General features: G+C 38.6%; 13 protein-coding genes. 9 read left to right on the top strand and 4 right to left on the bottom strand.

The window, feature by feature from the left end; genetic code table 11:
* Positions 1 to 53 precede the first annotated feature (53 nt).
* On the top strand, positions 54 to 566 hold the full coding sequence (locus EXH44_RS03865) for a hypothetical protein (protein WP_162856350.1): 513 nt from the start codon (positions 54 to 56) through the stop codon (positions 564 to 566).
* 75 nt (positions 567 to 641) lie between these two features.
* Here EXH44_RS03865 and EXH44_RS03860 read toward each other — a convergent pair whose 3' ends face one another.
* The 3 genes from EXH44_RS03860 to EXH44_RS03850 form a co-directional block, all read right to left on the bottom strand.
* On the bottom strand, positions 642 to 2,414 hold the full coding sequence (locus EXH44_RS03860; protein ID WP_162856349.1) for an AMP-dependent synthetase/ligase: 1,773 nt from the start codon (positions 2,412 to 2,414) through the stop codon (positions 642 to 644).
* Positions 2,415 to 2,590: 176 nt separating this feature from the next.
* Positions 2,591 to 3,220 (bottom strand): BamJ family beta-barrel-assembly machinery protein, encoded by a 630-nt coding sequence (bamJ, locus tag EXH44_RS03855; protein WP_111749261.1) that lies wholly within the window; start codon positions 3,218 to 3,220, stop codon positions 2,591 to 2,593.
* A gap of 502 nt (positions 3,221 to 3,722) precedes the next feature.
* Positions 3,723 to 4,103: a hypothetical protein gene (locus EXH44_RS03850; protein ID WP_162856348.1), complete on the bottom strand. Its 381-nt coding sequence runs from the start codon at positions 4,101 to 4,103 to the stop codon at positions 3,723 to 3,725.
* A gap of 442 nt (positions 4,104 to 4,545) precedes the next feature.
* On the opposite strand from EXH44_RS03850, the gene EXH44_RS03845 reads away from it, so the two are divergent.
* From EXH44_RS03845 to EXH44_RS03810, 8 genes are all read left to right on the top strand, one after another.
* Positions 4,546 to 4,749 (top strand): hypothetical protein, encoded by a 204-nt coding sequence (locus EXH44_RS03845; RefSeq protein WP_162855752.1) that lies wholly within the window; start codon positions 4,546 to 4,548, stop codon positions 4,747 to 4,749.
* 34 nt (positions 4,750 to 4,783) lie between these two features.
* Positions 4,784 to 5,641 (top strand): 1,4-dihydroxy-2-naphthoyl-CoA synthase, encoded by an 858-nt coding sequence (menB, locus tag EXH44_RS03840; protein ID WP_162856347.1) that lies wholly within the window; start codon positions 4,784 to 4,786, stop codon positions 5,639 to 5,641.
* Positions 5,642 to 5,998: 357 nt separating this feature from the next.
* Positions 5,999 to 7,507, top strand: coding sequence for a sodium/proline symporter PutP (gene putP, locus EXH44_RS03835; protein ID WP_162856346.1), 1,509 nt, complete (start codon positions 5,999 to 6,001; stop codon positions 7,505 to 7,507).
* A 130-nt stretch (positions 7,508 to 7,637) separates the two neighbouring features.
* Positions 7,638 to 11,249 (top strand): bifunctional proline dehydrogenase/L-glutamate gamma-semialdehyde dehydrogenase PutA, encoded by a 3,612-nt coding sequence (gene putA, locus EXH44_RS03830; RefSeq protein ID WP_162856345.1) that lies wholly within the window; start codon positions 7,638 to 7,640, stop codon positions 11,247 to 11,249.
* Positions 11,250 to 11,522: 273 nt separating this feature from the next.
* Positions 11,523 to 12,500, top strand: coding sequence for a ribonucleotide-diphosphate reductase subunit beta (locus tag EXH44_RS03825; RefSeq protein ID WP_162856344.1), 978 nt, complete (start codon positions 11,523 to 11,525; stop codon positions 12,498 to 12,500).
* The gene (locus EXH44_RS03820; RefSeq protein ID WP_162856343.1) at positions 12,487 to 14,196 is read left to right on the top strand and encodes a ribonucleoside-diphosphate reductase subunit alpha; all 1,710 of its coding nucleotides are present in this window, start codon (positions 12,487 to 12,489) and stop codon (positions 14,194 to 14,196) included. Before EXH44_RS03825 ends, EXH44_RS03820 begins: the two co-directional genes overlap by 14 nt.
* A gap of 240 nt (positions 14,197 to 14,436) precedes the next feature.
* Positions 14,437 to 15,444 carry an extracellular solute-binding protein gene (locus EXH44_RS03815; RefSeq protein ID WP_162856342.1) on the top strand — a complete coding sequence of 336 codons (1,008 nt, stop codon included), beginning with the start codon at positions 14,437 to 14,439 and terminating at the stop codon, positions 15,442 to 15,444.
* A gap of 13 nt (positions 15,445 to 15,457) precedes the next feature.
* On the top strand, positions 15,458 to 16,027 hold the full coding sequence (locus tag EXH44_RS03810; protein WP_162856341.1) for an acetate uptake transporter: 570 nt from the start codon (positions 15,458 to 15,460) through the stop codon (positions 16,025 to 16,027).
* A 292-nt stretch (positions 16,028 to 16,319) separates the two neighbouring features.
* Here EXH44_RS03810 and rpoD read toward each other — a convergent pair whose 3' ends face one another.
* The gene (gene rpoD / locus EXH44_RS03805; RefSeq protein WP_162856340.1) at positions 16,320 to 18,188 is read right to left on the bottom strand and encodes an RNA polymerase sigma factor RpoD; all 1,869 of its coding nucleotides are present in this window, start codon (positions 18,186 to 18,188) and stop codon (positions 16,320 to 16,322) included.
* Between the last annotated feature and the right edge of the window lie 53 nt (positions 18,189 to 18,241).

The following is an 18,241-nucleotide window of genomic DNA, read 5'->3' as shown; positions in this document are numbered from 1 at the left end:
CTTTAAAATAGCTAATATAATTTCATAACGTTATCAAATATGAGGAGTAAAAAATGAAATTAATTAAATCTTTACTTGTTTTTTCTTTAACGACACTTTTTGCTTTTTCTGCTCAAGCGGAAGCAACTAAAATTGCTCCAAAAGTAGAAGAAAAGAATGTTCAAAAAAATGCTGCTCAAACAAAATTAGAGCAAAATTTAAAACGTTTTTCAGATGCAATTACTGTAAAGTTTTTAGGTATTAATGTAACGCGTGATAATAAAAATCAGGTAATCCTGAATTTTAAATATTCAGTAGAGAATAAAAGTAAACGCAATATTCGAACAGTTCATTGGGCCACAAATTATATGGCTGGGAATAAAGTTATTTTAGTTCAAGATATGCCTGTTTCGTTTAAAAATAATTTGAAACGAGGAACGACAAGTGAGTTAGTGTTCTCTGTTCCATTTAATAATTTACCGAAGGAAACACAAGATATCTTAAGTCAGCCAAATGTATCTATTAGTGCAAATTACCAAGCAAAAAGTATTGTATTCTCTAATGGTGCGAAAATTATTGTTCAATAATTTGGTTGAGCAGTAATACAAGTAGAGCAACTATGTTGAATAAAAGAGAGCAAGTTACACACTTGCTCTCTTTTATTAATGATACATCTTTTCAATCTGTTCTTTATAACGCTGTAAAATCACTTTACGACGTAGTTTCAGTGTCGGCGTAATTTCTTCCATTTTGGCACTGAAGGCTTGCGGAAGTAGCGTGAATTTTTTAATTTGCTCAAAGCTCGCAAGCTCTTTTTGCAATTCATGGATACGCTTTTCAAACATCTGAATAATTTCGGAATGTTTGATCAGCTCCATGCGGTCATGATATTTAATGTTTAACTGCTTCGCATACTCTTCCAAACTGTCGAAACACGGCACAATCAAGGCTGACACATATTTTTTCGCATCTGCAATCACCGCAATTTGCTCAATAAATTTATCTTTACCAATTTTGCCTTCGATATACTGTGGTGCGATATATTTACCGTTAGATGTTTTCATCAACTCTTTAATGCGATCTGTAATAAATAGATTGCCCTGTGCATCCATTTCCCCTGCGTCGCCAGTTTTTAAAAATCCATCTTCCGTAAAGGCTCTTGCTGTTTCTTCAGGCTTTTTGTAATAACCACGCATCACCATACCACCACGCACAAGAATTTCGTTTTCTTCCCCAATTTTGACTTCGGCATTTGGCATTAATGTGCCGATTGAATTCGGGTTAAACCCTTTATCCGCCCAACAAGAAACCGTTGCTGTCGTTTCAGTCATTCCATAACCGAGTTTGATATTCACCCCAATACTGTGGAAAAACAGCCCAATGGTTGGTTCTAATTTTGCACCGCCACAAGGCATCATTCGGATATTTCCGCCTAGTAATGCACGTAATTTTGAAAAGACCAGTTTATTCGCTAAGCGGTACTGTAACGTTAATAAAGCCGACGGTTGAGAAGCTAGTAAGTAACGCTCTCCCACATTAATTGCCCATTTAAACAAGGTTCGACGATGAACTGGCGCTTTTTCCACTTTATCCCATACCGCCGTATAAATTTTTTCATAAAAACGGGGAACTGCGCACATCACCGTTGGCTTAACCGCAACTAAGGCTTCAGGCACATGGTTTGTATCTTCCAAGTAGCAATTTGTTGCACCACTATGAAACACATAAGCAACCCAAGCACGCTCAAAAATATGCGACAAAGGTAAGAAAGATAAAGAAACATCTTTATCACTAATATCAAGAGCCTGATCGTGTGAGATTAATTGATGAGCAAGATTCGCATAATCTAACATCACCCCTTTAGGTTCACCTGTGGTTCCTGATGTATAAATTAAGGTGAATAAATCCGATAGCTGTTTATCTGCTAAACGTTGAGCCAATCTATCCGCTTGTGGCTCAACTTGAATAAAGTCATCCCAATGGCATGCAAGGGGGTGATTATTAATATTTATGCTACTTTTCATTGCCACAATTTTGGCTAATTGTGGACAGTTGTTCGCTATTTCAGCAACGTAATCAAACTGTTCCTGATCGCTGACAAAGAGAATTTTAACATCCGCATCATTCACAATATATTCCACTTGCTTTGCCGTATTGGTGGCATAAATTGGTACAGCGACAGCACGAATTTGCATCGCTGCAAAATCTGCCACTGTCCAACGGGGCATATTATTGGCAAAGATTCCAATTTTATCTTGTACATCAAGCCCTTGGGCTAAAAGGGCATAAGAGAGTTGATCGATATTTTGTTGAAACTCAGACCATGAAAGTTCTTGCCATTGCTGGTTTTCAACAAAGCGAATAGCGGTGCGATCTGCAAAATTTTTTGCTTGTAAACGAAGGCGATTAACAAAATGAAAATCTAAAGTAGCCATGAATTTATATCCTGTTATTTCAGCTAACAACTGTGCGCTAATATACTTGGTTCAAACAGAAAAAGCTATAAAAAAATGAACAGCTGTAAGCTGAAAATAAGGAAATGTGATACATATCACAACATAAAAAGAAAACGCCCAAACTAGCGTTGGGCGTTTAGAAAGAAAAAAGAGGATTAAACGATATCTAAAAGTTCCACTTCAAAAATTAACGTGCTAAATGGCGGAATAGACGCACCTGCACCACGCTCACCGTAAGCAAGGTTATGTGGAATGGTTAAACGCCATTTTGAACCCACAGGCATCATTTGCAACGCTTCAACCCAACCTGCAATCACGCCTGTCACTGGGAACTCTGCTGGTGTACCACGTTTTACGGAGCTATCAAATACTGTGCCATCAATTAATGAACCCGTATAGTGAACACGCACTTTATCTGTTTTCGCAGGCACTTTACCTGTACCTTCCACTAACACTTCATACTGCAAACCACTTTCTGTTTCTTTCACAGATGGATGTTTTTTATTCTCTTCTAAAAACGCTTTACCTTCTGCTGCTAATGCTTCAAAGGCTTTTGCTTGCTCTGCTTCAGCACGTTGAGATAACTCTTGTAACGCTTTTGTCACTTCATTTAAATCTAATGCAGGTGGATTTTGATTTAATACATCAAAAATCCCTTTTACCACTGCTTCTGGTTCCACGTCTAAACCACTACCTAATAATTGCTGACCGATTTGTAAACCGATACCGTAACCGCCTTTTGCTTCAACGCTTTCTAATTTCACTTGTTCTAAATTTAAAGACATAATTTTTCCTATTTGTTAAAAAGACTTGCCTTATATGGAGCTAAATTCACAGATTACAAGTACAAGCGGTCGGATTTTGGCAAAAATTTGTAAATTTTAGAGATTATGTAGTTGTGAATATGTAGGGATACACTGCGTGTATCCGTCTTTAAGTTATTTAAATATATAAATGACCATAACGGACACACGCAGTGTGTCCCTACTTTTTCAAATTAAAGGTTATATAATGTCGGGCAATTTACAAATTTCTGAGTTTATTTATCCGCTTGTTATTCGCCACGATATTCCACCATACTGATCGTGGTATCGTATACAATGATGAAATTAAAAATGTGGTTGGTCACTACCATAGGAAGAAAGAAAATGACAGATGAAATATGTAAAGCACAAGCATTTAAACTATTGTTAATGGGATATTTATGAGCTCGATATAGCCAAAATACTACCAGTAAGGCGTTAGTAGAAAGTATTTTGGTTCAAGCAAAAATAATTGATAAAGAAGTCAGCGCTTTAATTGATGAATAGCTAATTCCTGTTGAATATAAAGCCTAACCTTCTCTAACTCCATAGCAAGAGAAGAGCCCTTTCTCTGCTTATTACGAGACTCTTCAGCTATAAAGATTGCATCAGCAAACTCTTGCAGAATGCTTAGATGACGGCAATACATTGCAGGGTTCTCTTCTTTGCTACTAATCCAGCTATAAGGCGAGTGTTTGTAATCGAGAAGTTTGGTAACTAGAAATTCAGGATTGAATTTATCTTGCTTGATTGCGGAATAAATGAGATCAGAAAGAATAGCTCGAAGATACATTGTTTCATCTCTTAACCCCTTAATTTCAGTTTCTAGCTTTGCTAAACGGTTTTCAATTTGAGATTCGGACATAAAAGCTCATTTAATTTTAAAGTAATTTAAAATTCTATTTTACGAGACGAAAAATAAAAAACCAAGAACTAAAGCCTTTATGGGTACGAATAATTTAGATCAAAGAGATACCAAAGCTGATTACCCGTGATTAGCCTTTACTTGAAAAGTAAATATAAAGGAGTGGTGGAAGATATTGATAAACGAGTTGAAGAGATGAGCGCCATGGGGCGACTACAGCTTATAGCCCTAAGTTTGTCAAAGCATCACAGGCAAAAAAGCTGGCATTAATTTGTACTGATCATATTGAAAGACGAATGGAAGTATTATTTGAGCAAGGGGGGTTAGGTAAGGCTACTTGATGCCAATCCAATCTGTGGATGAAAGTGCTATTACGCCGTGCGGGCTACGGCATTAGGAACACATAATGAGTTGTTTAACGACGTAGTAGCAAGACTTTAAATTGCTAGATGTTGATGTCCGCAAGTTAGTTTCAGAAGTAAAAGCCTATCAAGTAGCTAAGGTAGAAAAACAGAAAGAACCAAGTAAGCATATTTGGGAAAGTGGTCAGAGAAGTGATTATGGCAATGCACAAGGCATATCGGACGGAGAAACAGTAAATACAAGCTGTCAGATTTTGGCAAAAATTTGCAAATTTCAGGTATAATCTGCCCGCTTGTTTAAACTAAAAGGAATACAAAATGCAAAACCCAAAAGATGATGTACTTTATGCCCCTGTTGAATGGCACGATTGTAGCGAAGGTTATACGGATATTCTGTATCATAAATCGACTGACGGTATCGCTAAAATCACCATCAATCGCCCTGAAGTGCGTAATGCCTTCCGTCCGCAAACGGTGAAAGAGATGATCCAAGCCTTTTCTGATGCACGTTTTGATGAAAAAATCGGTGTGATTGTCTTAACAGGTCAAGGCGAAAAAGCGTTCTGTTCCGGTGGCGATCAAAAAGTACGTGGCGACTACGGCGGTTATAAAGACGAAAGTGGTGTGCATCACTTAAACGTATTGGATTTCCAACGTGATATTCGTAGCTGTCCGAAGCCTGTGGTAGCAATGGTGGCGGGTTATGCGATTGGTGGCGGTCACGTTTTACATATGCTTTGTGATTTAACCATTGCTGCAGAAAATGCGATCTTCGGTCAAACTGGTCCGAAAGTGGGTTCATTTGATGGCGGTTGGGGTGCAAGCTATATGGCGCGTATCGTTGGGCAGAAAAAAGCGCGTGAGATTTGGTTCTTATGCCGTCAATATGATGCGAAAGAAGCCTTAGAGATGGGCTTGGTGAATACAGTTGTGCCTTATGCAGATTTGGAAAAAGAAACAGTGCGTTGGTGTCGTGAAATGTTACGCAACAGCCCGATTGCATTACGTTGCTTAAAAGCAGCATTAAATGCGGACTGTGACGGACAAGCTGGTCTTCAAGAACTTGCAGGTAATGCAACAATGTTGTTCTATATGACGGAAGAAGGTCAAGAAGGTCGCAATGCGTTTAATGAAAAACGTGCGCCTGACTTTAGCAAGTTTAAGCGTAATCCTTAATAAGCAAAGTACCCATATTAACTACTGATATAGGTTAATGGTGGTCATGATTTTCAAAGAGCTGATACACAATATCGGCTCTTTTTCTTTTCTAACACTCATCAATTTACTCTTATGTATCATACTGAAAATCTGCAAAAATTTTGCAGAATCGAACCGCTTGTATCTATAAAGGAATTAATCTGTTACTCTTGTCGCAAATTTGTTAAAAATTTGTAACAAAAAAATCATAAGCTAATTTATACTTTCTTACTTAGTTAGGGATGCATAAAGAGTAACCATCTGGTTACATTTTGGAATATCGTCATCAGAAATTCTGATATAGTAAAGATCTTTTGATTTCATGAGGAGTAACCTATGTTTGGTTTCGAACCAACCACAACAACTTTTCTCATTTATATTATTGGGATGGTTTTAATTGGCTTTATTGCCTATCGTTTTACAAATAATTTATCCGACTATATTTTAGGTGGTCGTCGTTTAGGTAGCTTTGTTACAGGGCTATCTGCGGGTGCTTCTGATATGTCAGGTTGGTTATTAATGGGGTTACCTGGTGCAGTATATGCTGCAGGTTTAGTAGAGGGCTGGATTGCAATCGGTTTAACTGTTGGGGCGTATTTAAACTGGCTATTTGTCGCAGGACGTTTACGTATGCATACGGAGTATAATGCAAATGCTTTAACGCTACCGGAATACTTTCATCATCGTTTCGGCGATAAAACTAAAATTTTAAAAATTGTTTCAGCAACAATCATTCTATTTTTCTTTGCGATTTACTGTGCTTCAGGCGTGGTAGCTGGCGCGAGACTGTTTGAGAATCTCTTTGGTGTTCCTTATGCAACTGCCTTATGGTATGGCGCATTAGCCACGATTATTTATACCTTTATCGGAGGGTTCTTAGCGGTAAGTTGGACGGATACTATTCAAGCAAGTTTGATGTTATTTGCATTATTTTTAACACCTATTTTTGTTCTTATTCACCTAGGCGGATTTGCTGAGACTCATGCAGTGATTGTGGCTGCGGGTGAGGCGGTAAATAAAGATTTCACGGATCTCTTTACAGGCACAACTTTTATTGGTTTATTAAGTTTATCGGCATGGGGCTTGGGCTATTTTGGTCAGCCACATATTCTTGCTCGTTTTATGGCTGCAGACAGTGTGAAATCTATGCCAAATGCTCGTCGTATTAGTATGACTTGGATGATCATTTGCTTATTTGGTGCAGTTGGAATTGGTTTCTTTGGTCAAGCTTATTTCTTTGCAAATCCTGAGCAAGCGGCTACAGTGAATCAAAACAATGAGCAAGTCTTTATTGAACTTTCTAAGTTGTTATTTAATCCTTGGATTGCAGGGATTTTACTTTCTGCGATTTTAGCGGCGGTAATGAGCACCTTAAGTTGTCAATTATTGATCTGCTCTAGTGCAATTACAGAAGATTTTTATAAAGGGATGATTCGTCCTAATGCAAGTCAAAAAGAATTGGTTTGGTTAGGTCGAATAATGGTGCTTGTGATTTCTGTATTAGCTATCGTTCTAGCACAAGATCCGAATAGTAAAGTGCTTGGTTTGGTGTCTTACGCTTGGGCAGGATTTGGTTGTGCCTTTGGACCTGTTGTCATCTTATCTCTATTCTGGAAACGTATGAATGCGCAAGGTGCGATGGCTGGTATGTTAACAGGTGCTCTCGTTGTAGTTTTTTGGAATGATTTGGTTCCAAATAGCGGTATTTATGAAATGATTCCTGGCTTTATTCTAGCAACGATCGCAATTTTTGTGGTTTCATTGGTTACTCCTGCACCTCGAGCAGAGTTAGTTGAAACCTTTGAAAAAGCAGAAAAAGCTTACGAAGATGCAATGAAAAAATAATAGAAAGGACGGTACGCTGTTTCAGCTACCGTCTTTTTTGTGTTAACGGTGGATGCAAGCGGTAAGATTTCTTTGATTTTTTACTTATTGCATTTCTTGTTGATAACGATATTAAAAGTGAGAAATTATCATGTCAAACACTCAAACTTATCAATTATTCCCGCCGACGACGGCGATTCGCCCAACCTTAAGTGAACATTATCGCTATGATGAAGAAACATTAGTGAAGCAGTTAATGGCACAAGCACGTGTGGATGAACAGGCTAACGACATAAAAGCATTAACAAAAAAATTAGTCGAGAAAGTCCGTGTCGCACGTAAAAAAGCCAGCGGTGTGGATGCACTAATGCATGAGTTTTCTTTATCGAGTGAAGAAGGCGTGGCGTTAATGTGTTTGGCGGAAGCCTTATTGCGTATTCCAGACAAAGCAACAGCCGATAAATTAATCCGTGACAAAATTGCCAAGGGAGATTGGCGTTCCCATGTTGGTAACAGCCCTTCTTTATTTGTTAATGCGGCGGCATGGGGATTGGTTGTGACGGGCAAATTAGTTTCAACCCACAGTGAAAGCTCACTGTCTTCTTCTCTTTCCCGTCTCATTTCCAAAGGCGGTGAGCCGTTAATCCGTAAAGGTGTCGATGTGGCAATGCGTTTACTTGGAAAACAGTTTGTTACAGGGGAAACGATTCAAGAAGCGATTAAAAACGGTGAAAAACGTTTCGCTATGGGCTATCGTTATAGTTACGATATGTTAGGTGAAGCAGCGTTTACCGAAGAAGATGCTAAACGTTATTATGATGATTATGTTGCATCCATTCATGCGGTCGGTGCAACTTCACGTGGTTTCGGCGTTTATAAGTCATCGGGGGTGTCCGTTAAACTTTCCGCTATTCACCCTCGTTATAGCCTTGCTCAGCACAAACGAGTCATTGATGAACTCTACCCACGTTTAAAACAGCTCTTTTTATTAGCCAAACAGTATGATATTGGTTTAAATATTGATGCGGAGGAAGCTGATCGTTTAGAGATTTCTTTAGACTTAATGGATAGATTGTTAACCGATCCTGATTTAGCGGGTTTTAACGGCGTAGGCTTTGTTGTTCAGGCTTATCAGAAACGTTGCCCCTATGTGATTGAGTATTTAATCGAAAAAGCCCGTGCGAATAATCGTAAGCTGATGATTCGTTTAGTAAAAGGTGCTTATTGGGATACAGAAATCAAACGTGCTCAAACTGATGGTGCAGAAGGTTACCCTGTATTCTCTCGTAAAGTACATACAGATTTAAACTACATTGTCTGTGCGAAAAAATTATTGTCGGCACAAGATGTAATTTATCCGCAATTTGCTACCCACAATGCACAAACGCTTTCAACGATTTATCACTTGGCACAAGGTAAGCACTTTGAATTCCAATGTTTACACGGTATGGGCGAAACCTTATACGACCAAGTGGTCGGTACGAATAACCTCAATGTACAGTGCCGTATTTATGCGCCAGTAGGTTCTTACCAAACGTTATTGGCGTACCTGGTTCGTCGCTTATTAGAAAATGGAGCAAACAGTTCGTTTGTGAACCAAATTGTCGATGAAAATCTGAGTATTGATGATCTAGCTCGAGATCCAGTCGATAAAGCCAAAGAGACCGACGGCACGATGCATCCTAAGATTCCGTTACCAGTCAAACTTTTTGGTGAGCAACGTCAAAACTCTAAAGGTTATGATTTAACCGATGCGATTCATTTAAAAGAATTAGAACATCAACTCAATCAACTAGCAACACAGCAATATCGTGCTGTTCCGCAAGTATCGGGTATCACCAAATTTAACGGAGAAGTAAGACATATTCATAATCCGGCAAATGTGTTTGAGATTGTTGGTGAAGTGGTAGATGCCACAGGCACAGATATTACGACCGCCTTTGATATGGCTGAGCAGTTTAAATCGGAGTGGCAAAACACCTCCCCGATTGTACGAGCGGAAGCGTTAGAGAAAATGGCAGATTTAATGGAAGCCAATATGCCGCAATTGTTTGACTTAGCGGTGAGAGAAGCTGGCAAAACCTTAAATAATGCCATTGCGGAAGTGCGTGAAGCGGTCGATTTCTGCCGTTATTATGCAAAAGAAGTACGTCAAAATCCGGAAGGGTATCGTAATCCACGTGGCATTGTAGTGGCGATTAGCCCGTGGAACTTCCCGTTGGCGATTTTTGTTGGCGAAGTCTCTTCAGCATTAGTCGCAGGTAATGTGGTGTTGGCAAAACCAGCAGAACAAACGTCATTGATGGCACATTATGCGGTCAGTTTATTCTATCAAGCAGGCATCCCAAGCCAAGCGCTACAATGTTTGCCAGGTAGTGGAAAAATGGTCGGTACTGCGTTAGTAACTGATCCGAGAGTCAATGGCGTGATTTTCACCGGCTCAACGGAGACGGCGAAAAATATCAATCGCAATTTGCAAAAAAATGAGACGATCGTACCGCTTGTGGCGGAAACGGGCGGACAAAATGCGATGATTGTCGATAGTTCTGCATTGGGTGAGCAAGTAGTTGCGGATGTCTTAAATTCTGCCTTTGATTCTGCGGGGCAACGTTGTTCTGCTTTACGTGTGCTTTATTTACAACGTGATGTCGCTGATCATATTCTTACAATGCTCAAAGGTGCGATGGCAGAATTAAAAGTCGGCAGACCGCAGAATCTCAATACGGATGTTGGGCCAGTGATCGACAAAGTGGCTCAAACACGTTTGCTGAATCATATTGCTGAAATCAAAAAAGTGGCGAAATCGTGCTATCAAGTTCCGATTGATGCGGAAATTGAAAGAACAGGTATTTTTGTTCCGCCGACGGTATTGGAAATTGACAATATCAGTCAATTAAAACACGAAGTGTTCGGACCAGTATTACACGTCATTCGTTTTGATGCGGACAGATTACCGCAAATCATGGCGGATATTAATTCGACCGGCTTCGGCTTAACCAGTGGTTTGCATAGCCGTATTGATGAGACCGTAGATTTATGGCTCGACAGCATTCATGCGGGTAACCTTTACGTAAATCGCAACACTGTCGGCGCAGTCGTCGGTGTTCAACCGTTCGGCGGTATGGGCTTATCGGGTACAGGGCCAAAAGCCGGTGGACCGCTTTATTTACAACGTCTAGTTAATCGAAGTGCATGGACTCTGCCGAATTTAGAAGGCGGTAAAACGGTGGATACTACAACATTGGTAAATGGCATTAATGTGGTGTTATTCGGGACAGAACAGCAAAATGCTCGTGATTTAGTGACGAGCTTATCTCGTCAATCGCCGTTAGGTAAAATCTTCAAAATGCAAGGCATTACGGGCGAGAGCAACTTTATGCGTTTAGAAGCCCGACCAGTGATTGCAATCGGTAAAGGCTCGCTCTATCAACAAGTACAAGCGTTGATTGCGATCACAGTTTGCGGAGCTAAAGCGGTAGTTGAACGTGAGAGCGAATTGGCAAAACACGCAGTGCATTTTGATGGATTGTTGATGGTTGTAGAAGATTTCAATAGTCTGGCAAATTTAAGTGTGTTGATTGCTTTAGACCCGATTTCAGTTGCTGAGAAACAGCGCCATGCGGAACGTTCAGGCGCAATTTTGACTTATATTGAAAATCTTGATTTAGCGTTATCGCTATTCCCATTAATCCATGAAAAAGCGATCAGCATTAACACCGCAGCTGCGGGCGGAAATGCAAGTTTGATGAGTGAAATGGATTAATTCTTGTCAGACAAGCGGTGAGATTTTGCTAATTTTTTGCAAAAAATAAGCGATTTTACTGTGGTAACCACTATATCTTGTGTTTTGAAATTATAAAAACACAAGATATAGTTTTTTAGCAATGTGAGATTTTTACAAAATTTTTTTCCTTTTAAAATCAATAACTACGACGGAACAACCTAGCATGGCTATTTGTCAAGATCTTGTACATTGAAAAAATATCACTAAAATACGTGCCCATTGAACAATAATAACGATACTTGCCTAATCACTATGTCTCGCAATCTTTTTGAAAAACGCATTCAAATTAAGCCGTACGAATATCCTGAACTTCTTGAATTTAAAGACGCTATTCGCCATTCATATTGGTTACATACTGAATTTAATTTTACGGGAGATATTCAAGATTATCGTACGAATATTAATGATCATGAACGCCACGTATTAACGCGTACCATGCTAGCCATTTCCCAAATTGAAGTGAATGTAAAACGCTTCTGGGGAGATCTTTATCGCTATTTCCCAAAACCAGAAATTGATGATGTAGGCGGTACATTTGCGGAAAGTGAAGTGCGTCATAAAGATGCCTATTCATTTTTGCTTGAAAAATTAGGCTTAAATGAAATGTTCTCTCAAATTACTGAAATTCAACCATTGATGAACCGTATTCGTTATATGGAAGATTTTATGAGAGAAAAAGATGATGGCAAAGATCGCTTTGTGTTATCTCTTGTGCTCTTTTCTTTATTTGTTGAGCATATTTCTCTCTTTGGACAATTTTTAGTGATGATGTCTTTTAATAAACATCGTAACTTGTTCAAAGGCATTTCAAATGCCGTAGAAGCAACCAGTAAAGAAGAAGAAATTCATGGACGCTTTGGGATTGCTTTATATGAAATTTTACGTGATGAACATGCAGATCTTTTTACACCTGCATTCTACGAAGAATTAAAAATCTTAGCAAATCAAGCACTTGACGCTGAAAGAAGTATTTTAGATTGGATTTTTGAAGAAGGGGATTTAAGTTTTATTTCACGTAAAACTGTCGAAAACTACATCATGAATCGTTATAACAATTCATTGATGGCTCTTGGTTTAGAACCTCCTTATAACGTAGATCCTGCGTTATTAAAAGAAACAGAGTGGTTTGATATTGAAATCTTATCGACGAAAGAAACGGATTTCTTTAACAAACGTAGTACAGATTACAGCAAAAAAATGAAACAGATTACTGCCGATGACTTATTCTAATGATTACTACCAACCTAAGTTATTCCAACTAGGTTATACCGATGTAAACCGCCCAGATTTTGAGTGGTTAAATGATGACAGCCGTCTTTTCTTACAACGTGGCTATTTACTTGAAGGCACAACCGCTTTAGAACGTATTCGTTTTATTGCGGAACACGCGGAACGTAAATTGGGTATTGAAGGCTATGCAGATAAATTTTACCACTATATGGCACGTGGCTATTTTTCTTTGTCATCGCCAATTTGGTCTAACTTTGGTTTAGATCGTGGTTTGCCGATTTCATGTTTTGGTAGCTATATTGGCGACTCTATTCACGAAATTATGGTGACAACGGCTGAAGTGGGTATGATGAGTAAAATCGGTGGCGGTACATCAGCCTATTTTGGTGATATTCGTCCACGTGGTAGTGCGATTAAGAATAATGGTAAATCGGACGGTTCATTTAACTTCAGTAAATTATTCGATACGGTGATTGATGTTATTTCTCAAGGAACATCACGTAAAGGACAATTTGCGGGTTACATTGATATTGAGCATGGCGACATTGATGAATGGCTAGATATTCATACGGAAGGCAATCCAATTCAGCTCATGTATTACGGCGTATGTGTTGGTCGTGAATGGTTAGAATCCATGAAAGCAGGCGATCCTTATAAACGTCAGCTTTGGGCAAAATTATTACAACGTAAAACTGAAACAGGTATCCCTTATTTATTCTTTAAAGATAACGCTAATGCAGGGCGTCCTGATGTGTATAAAGATAAAAACATGACGGTTCATGCGTCTAATCTTTGTACTGAAATTATGTTGCCATCTAGCAACGATGAGAGCTTTGTATGTTGTCTTTCTTCAATGAATTTATTACATTTCGATGAATGGAAAGATACAGATGCACCTGAAGTATTAACCTACTTCTTAGATGTAGTGATGACTGAATTTATTGAAAAAAGTGCAGATATTCCATTCCTAGATCGTGCAAATCGTTTTGCAAAACGTCACCGTGCATTAGGTATTGGTGTCTTAGGTTGGCATAGCTATTTACAAGCGAATAATATTGCCTTTGATAGTTTTGAAGCAATGCAAAAAAATAATTTGATCTTCAAGACCTTACAAGAGAAAACCTTACAAGCATCTAAAGAATTAGCACAACGTTTTGGTGAACCTGAATTATTAAAAGGTTATGGGCGTCGTAATACAACATTAATGAGTATTGCACCGACAAAATCAAGTAGTTTTATTTTAGGAAGTGTATCGCCATCGGTTGAGCCTTTTAAATCAAATTACTATGTTAAAGATTTAGCCAAAATCAAGACGGTTTATAAAAATCCGTTCTTAGAAAAACTGCTAAAAGAGAAAGGCATTGATACTGAAGAAATTTGGGAAAGTATTCTTTTAAATGATGGTTCTGTTCAACATTTAGCAGAACTTTCTGAACATGAAAAAGAGGTGTTTAAAACCTTCTCAGAAATTAGCCAATTAAGTGTGATTCAGCAAGCGGCTCAGCGTCAAAAATACATCGACCAAGGGCAGAGTATTAATATCATGGTTCATCCTGCAACACCTGCACGGGATTTGAACCAGCTTTATTTAACCGCAGAAGAGTTAGGCTTGAAATCAATTTATTATCAATACTCAATGAGTGCAGCACAAGTCTTTAACCGTAACTTGTTAAGTTGCAGTAGTTGTGAAGGCTAATATTCCTATTTTAGAAAGGCGATCATGAAGATCGCCTTTTTTGTTGATCGTTTTATGATTTTTATAGCAAAAATAGCGTGAAATCGTTATACTTCACCCCTTTTTAACAAGGGCTATTTGCAAACAAGCGGTGGTTTTTGGGCAAAAATTTGCAAATAGGAAATTCAGCTTTATTTTTCTTAAAAGGGTACTTGAAAATTGGCTAAATTCACTCAAGCAATTTTTTCTAAATTTACATGTATGGCAATGTTATGTTGTGCTGTAACAGCACAAGCTACAGAGAAACTGTATGTTTATAACTGGACTGAGTATGTTCCTTCATCGTTATTAACCCAATTTACGAAAGAAACGGGAATTGAGGTGATTTATTCTACCTTTGAAAGTAACGAAGAAATGTATTCAAAATTAAAGCTAACCCAAGGTGGTGGCTACGATCTTGTTTTCCCGTCTAGTTATTATGTAGGAAAAATGGCTAAGGAGGGAATGCTTGCTGAGATTGATAAAGGTAAACTAAGTAACCTTTCTAATGTAAGCAAAGCATTGATGGGGAAAGAATTTGACCCTGAAAATAAATATTCACTCCCTTATGTTTACGGTTTAACCGGTATTGGGATTAATACTTCTGAGATAAACCCAAGTCAAGTGACGAGTTGGGCTGATCTTTGGAAACCAGAATTCAAAGGCAAAGTCTTGCTGATGAATGATGCTCGAGAAGTCTTTCATATCGCCTTGTTGTTAGATGGGAAATCGCCAAATACAACCAATGCAAAAGATATTAAAGCTGCTTATGAGCGTCTAACAAAACTTGTGCCAAATGTCCTTGTATTTAACTCGGATTCTCCTGAAATGCCTTATTTACAAGGTGAAGTTGATATTGGAATGCAGTGGACAGGTTCGGCATATCGAGCGAAAGGTGAAAATCCAAACTTACAATTCGTTTTCCCTAAAGAAGGTGCGATTGTTTGGATGGATAATTACGCCATTCCTAAAAATGCAAAAAATAAGGATGCAGCACATAAATTTATTGATTTTTTGTTGCGCCCTGAAAGTGCAAAAACGGTGATTGAAACTATGGGATTCTCCATGCCGAATGAAAATGTGAAAGCATTACTTCCTTCGGAAACAGTGAATGATCCTCTCGTTTTTCCACCGGTTGAAGAGATTGAAAAAGGTATTTTACAAAGTGATGTCGGTGATGCCGTTGATACTTATGAAAAATACTGGAATTTACTTAGAACAAAACGTTAATTGAGGTTTTTAAATGTCTGCTCACAATTCAGCAACAGCAAATCCGGGTCCATTAGGCTTATGCGGTTTCGCATTAACTACATGGTTATTAAGTTTAATCAATAATGGAACCTTTGGTGGCGAAAACTTAGGTCTTGTACTTGCAATGGGTTTTGCATTTGGCGGTACCGCACAAATGATCGCAGGTATGTTTGAGTTTTCAAAAGGTAATACTTTTGGCTTCACCGCTTTTACTAGTTATGGAGCATTTTGGTGGTCATTTGCATTATTAAAAACATTCTTTGCAACAGGTGTTACCCTTGAGTTTATGGGATGGTATTTAGTTGTTTGGGGTACATTTACGTTAATGATGTTTATCGGCACATTAACAAAACCTCGTGCACTACAGGCGATCTTCCTTTCGTTAACAATTACTTTCTACTTGTTAGCAGCAGGTGATTTCACGGGTAACCATACCATTACCAATATTGGCGGTAACTTTGGTTTATTAACAGCATTGTTAGCATTCTATTTAGCTGCAGCTGAAATCATTAATGAGAGCTTTGGCCGTACTGTATTACCAATTGGTGCTCCAAAAGCCTAGTTTTTGCGTATACAAGCGGTAAGATCCTCTCAATATTTTACCAAAATTCTTATAGGATCTGTGATCTGCACTTTAATCGTTGGACTTAATGTCCTACTGGTTAGAGTGCAGATTTTTTTATAGCGAAATATAGCTAGGCTATATGAAAAACGATAGAAAGTTGAGTCAGCGATTTACGCCTCTATTAGTGATTAATGAATCGATACAAATAAAAAGGACCGCTTCCGATAACATTATTGGAGGCGATCCCTGAATACCGTTTAACTTTTAGATAAGTTTAACGCAGATTTGATTAATCGTCTAAGAAACTACGTAAGGTTTCTGAACGACTTGGGTGGCGAAGTTTACGTAAGGCTTTCGCTTCAATCTGACGAATACGTTCACGGGTAACATCAAACTGTTTGCCCACTTCTTCAAGAGTGTGGTCGGTATTCATATCAATACCAAAACGCATACGTAATACTTTTGCTTCACGTGGCGTTAAACCTTCCAATACTTCATTAGTCGCAATACGTAGACTTTCAGCAGTTGCAGAATCAAGAGGTAATTCTAATGAACTATCCTCAATGAAATCCCCTAAATGCGAATCGTCGTCGTCCCCGACAGGTGTTTCCATAGAGATTGGCTCTTTGGCAATTTTGAGAACTTTTCGAATTTTATCTTCAGGCATTCCCATTTTTTCTGCCAGTTCTTCAGGTGTTGCTTCACGTCCCATTTCTTGTAAGCATTGACGAGAAATACGGTTCAATTTATTTATCGTTTCAATCATGTGAACAGGGATACGAATAGTACGAGCCTGATCCGCAATAGAACGTGTAATTGCCTGACGAATCCACCAAGTTGCATAAGTTGAGAATTTATAACCACGACGATATTCAAACTTATCTACCGCTTTCATCAAGCCGATATTACCTTCCTGAATTAAATCAAGGAATTGCAAGCCACGGTTAGTGTATTTTTTCGCAATAGAGATAACAAGACGTAAGTTTGCCTCTACCATCTCTTTCTTCGCTTTGCGTGCTTTTAATTCACCCTCTGAAATACGTCCACCGATTTCACGAATTTGTGCAATCGTTAAGCCCGTACTTTCCTCTAATTTTTGTAGGTTTACGATATTAACGCGAATATTATCAACATAATTTGCTAATTTTGGTGCACCACCTTTTTTCGCATTAATCGCTTTTTCAATCCAAACTTCAGAAAGCTCATTACCTTGGAATGCCTTCACAAAATCAGATTTTTTCATTCCTGCATATTCAACAGCATAACGTTGAATTTGGCGCTCTTCTGCACGAACTTGTTTCATCATTTTTTGCATGGATTCAACCAATAAATCAAATTGTTTTGGCACTAAACGGAATTCACGGAAAATATCCGACAATGCTTGAATTTGATCTCTTGAGCGTTTGCTTGTTCGTCCATGCTTTTGAATAGCCTGTAATGCTTTTTGATGCTGTTCTTTCAATAAAGTGAATTTTTCATGCGCTAATTCTGGATCGATGGAATTATCATCTCCGCCATCGCCAGATGAATCACCATCTTCATCTTCACTTTCATCATCAAGATCTGCAACAGCTTCACTTTCCTCGTCTTCATCTAAATCTGCATCTAGATCTTCTACGGGTGCAGCTTCTTCTGCATTTGGGTCTACGAATGCCGTTACTAAATCAGATAAACGAACAGTGCCTTCTTCTACTTGATCATAGCGAGCAATCAAATCACTTAATGCTTCAGGATATTCTGCAATCGCACATTGAACTTCATTGATACCTTCTTCAATACGTTTTGCAATATCAATTTCACCTTCACGGGTCAGTAACTCTACCGTACCCATTTCACGCATATACATACGTACTGGGTCTGTGGTACGACCAAGTTCAGACTCAACGGTAGAAAGCACTTTTGTCGCTTCTTCCACTACGTCTTCATCGGCAATATTGCCCGCAAGCATTAAATCATCGGCATCCGGTGCTGTCTCAAGTACCTTAATGCCCATATCATTGATCATCTGAATGATATCTTCGATTTGATCCGCATCTACCAGCTCTTCAGGTAAATGGTCATGCACTTCTGAAATCGTTAAATATCCTTGCTCACGCCCTTGAGCGATAAGAAGTTCTAACTGAGATTGTTGTTCTTCTAATTGAGAGTGTTGTTCCATAGTTTTATCCATTCTTTAGAGCAAAAATAAGTAGTGGATTATACCACTGCTTT

The sequence above is a fragment of the Actinobacillus indolicus genome (genome assembly GCF_004519515.1).
Lineage (GTDB): Bacteria > Pseudomonadota > Gammaproteobacteria > Enterobacterales > Pasteurellaceae > Glaesserella > Glaesserella indolica_A.
Note: the sequence above shows the minus strand (reverse complement) of the source record. Positions and strands in the feature narration are given on the sequence as shown.

Bases quoted from the DNA above. Each gene is read 5' to 3' on its own strand.
- putA (WP_162856345.1), top strand. From the start codon at position 7,638: ATGTCAAACACTCAAACTTATCAATTATTCCCGCCGACGACGGCGATT.
- EXH44_RS03815 (WP_162856342.1), top strand. From the start codon at position 14,437: ATGGCAATGTTATGTTGTGCTGTAACAGCACAAGCTACAGAGAAACTG.
- rpoD (WP_162856340.1), bottom strand. From the start codon at position 18,188: ATGGAACAACACTCTCAATTAGAAGAACAACAATCTCAGTTAGAACTT.
- EXH44_RS03810 (WP_162856341.1), top strand. From the start codon at position 15,458: ATGTCTGCTCACAATTCAGCAACAGCAAATCCGGGTCCATTAGGCTTA.
- EXH44_RS03850 (WP_162856348.1), bottom strand. From the start codon at position 4,103: ATGTCCGAATCTCAAATTGAAAACCGTTTAGCAAAGCTAGAAACTGAA.
- menB (WP_162856347.1), top strand. From the start codon at position 4,784: ATGCAAAACCCAAAAGATGATGTACTTTATGCCCCTGTTGAATGGCAC.
- putP (WP_162856346.1), top strand. From the start codon at position 5,999: ATGTTTGGTTTCGAACCAACCACAACAACTTTTCTCATTTATATTATT.
- EXH44_RS03825 (WP_162856344.1), top strand. From the start codon at position 11,523: ATGTCTCGCAATCTTTTTGAAAAACGCATTCAAATTAAGCCGTACGAA.
- bamJ (WP_111749261.1), bottom strand. From the start codon at position 3,220: ATGTCTTTAAATTTAGAACAAGTGAAATTAGAAAGCGTTGAAGCAAAA.
- EXH44_RS03865 (WP_162856350.1), top strand. From the start codon at position 54: ATGAAATTAATTAAATCTTTACTTGTTTTTTCTTTAACGACACTTTTT.
- EXH44_RS03860 (WP_162856349.1), bottom strand. From the start codon at position 2,414: ATGGCTACTTTAGATTTTCATTTTGTTAATCGCCTTCGTTTACAAGCA.
- EXH44_RS03820 (WP_162856343.1), top strand. From the start codon at position 12,487: ATGACTTATTCTAATGATTACTACCAACCTAAGTTATTCCAACTAGGT.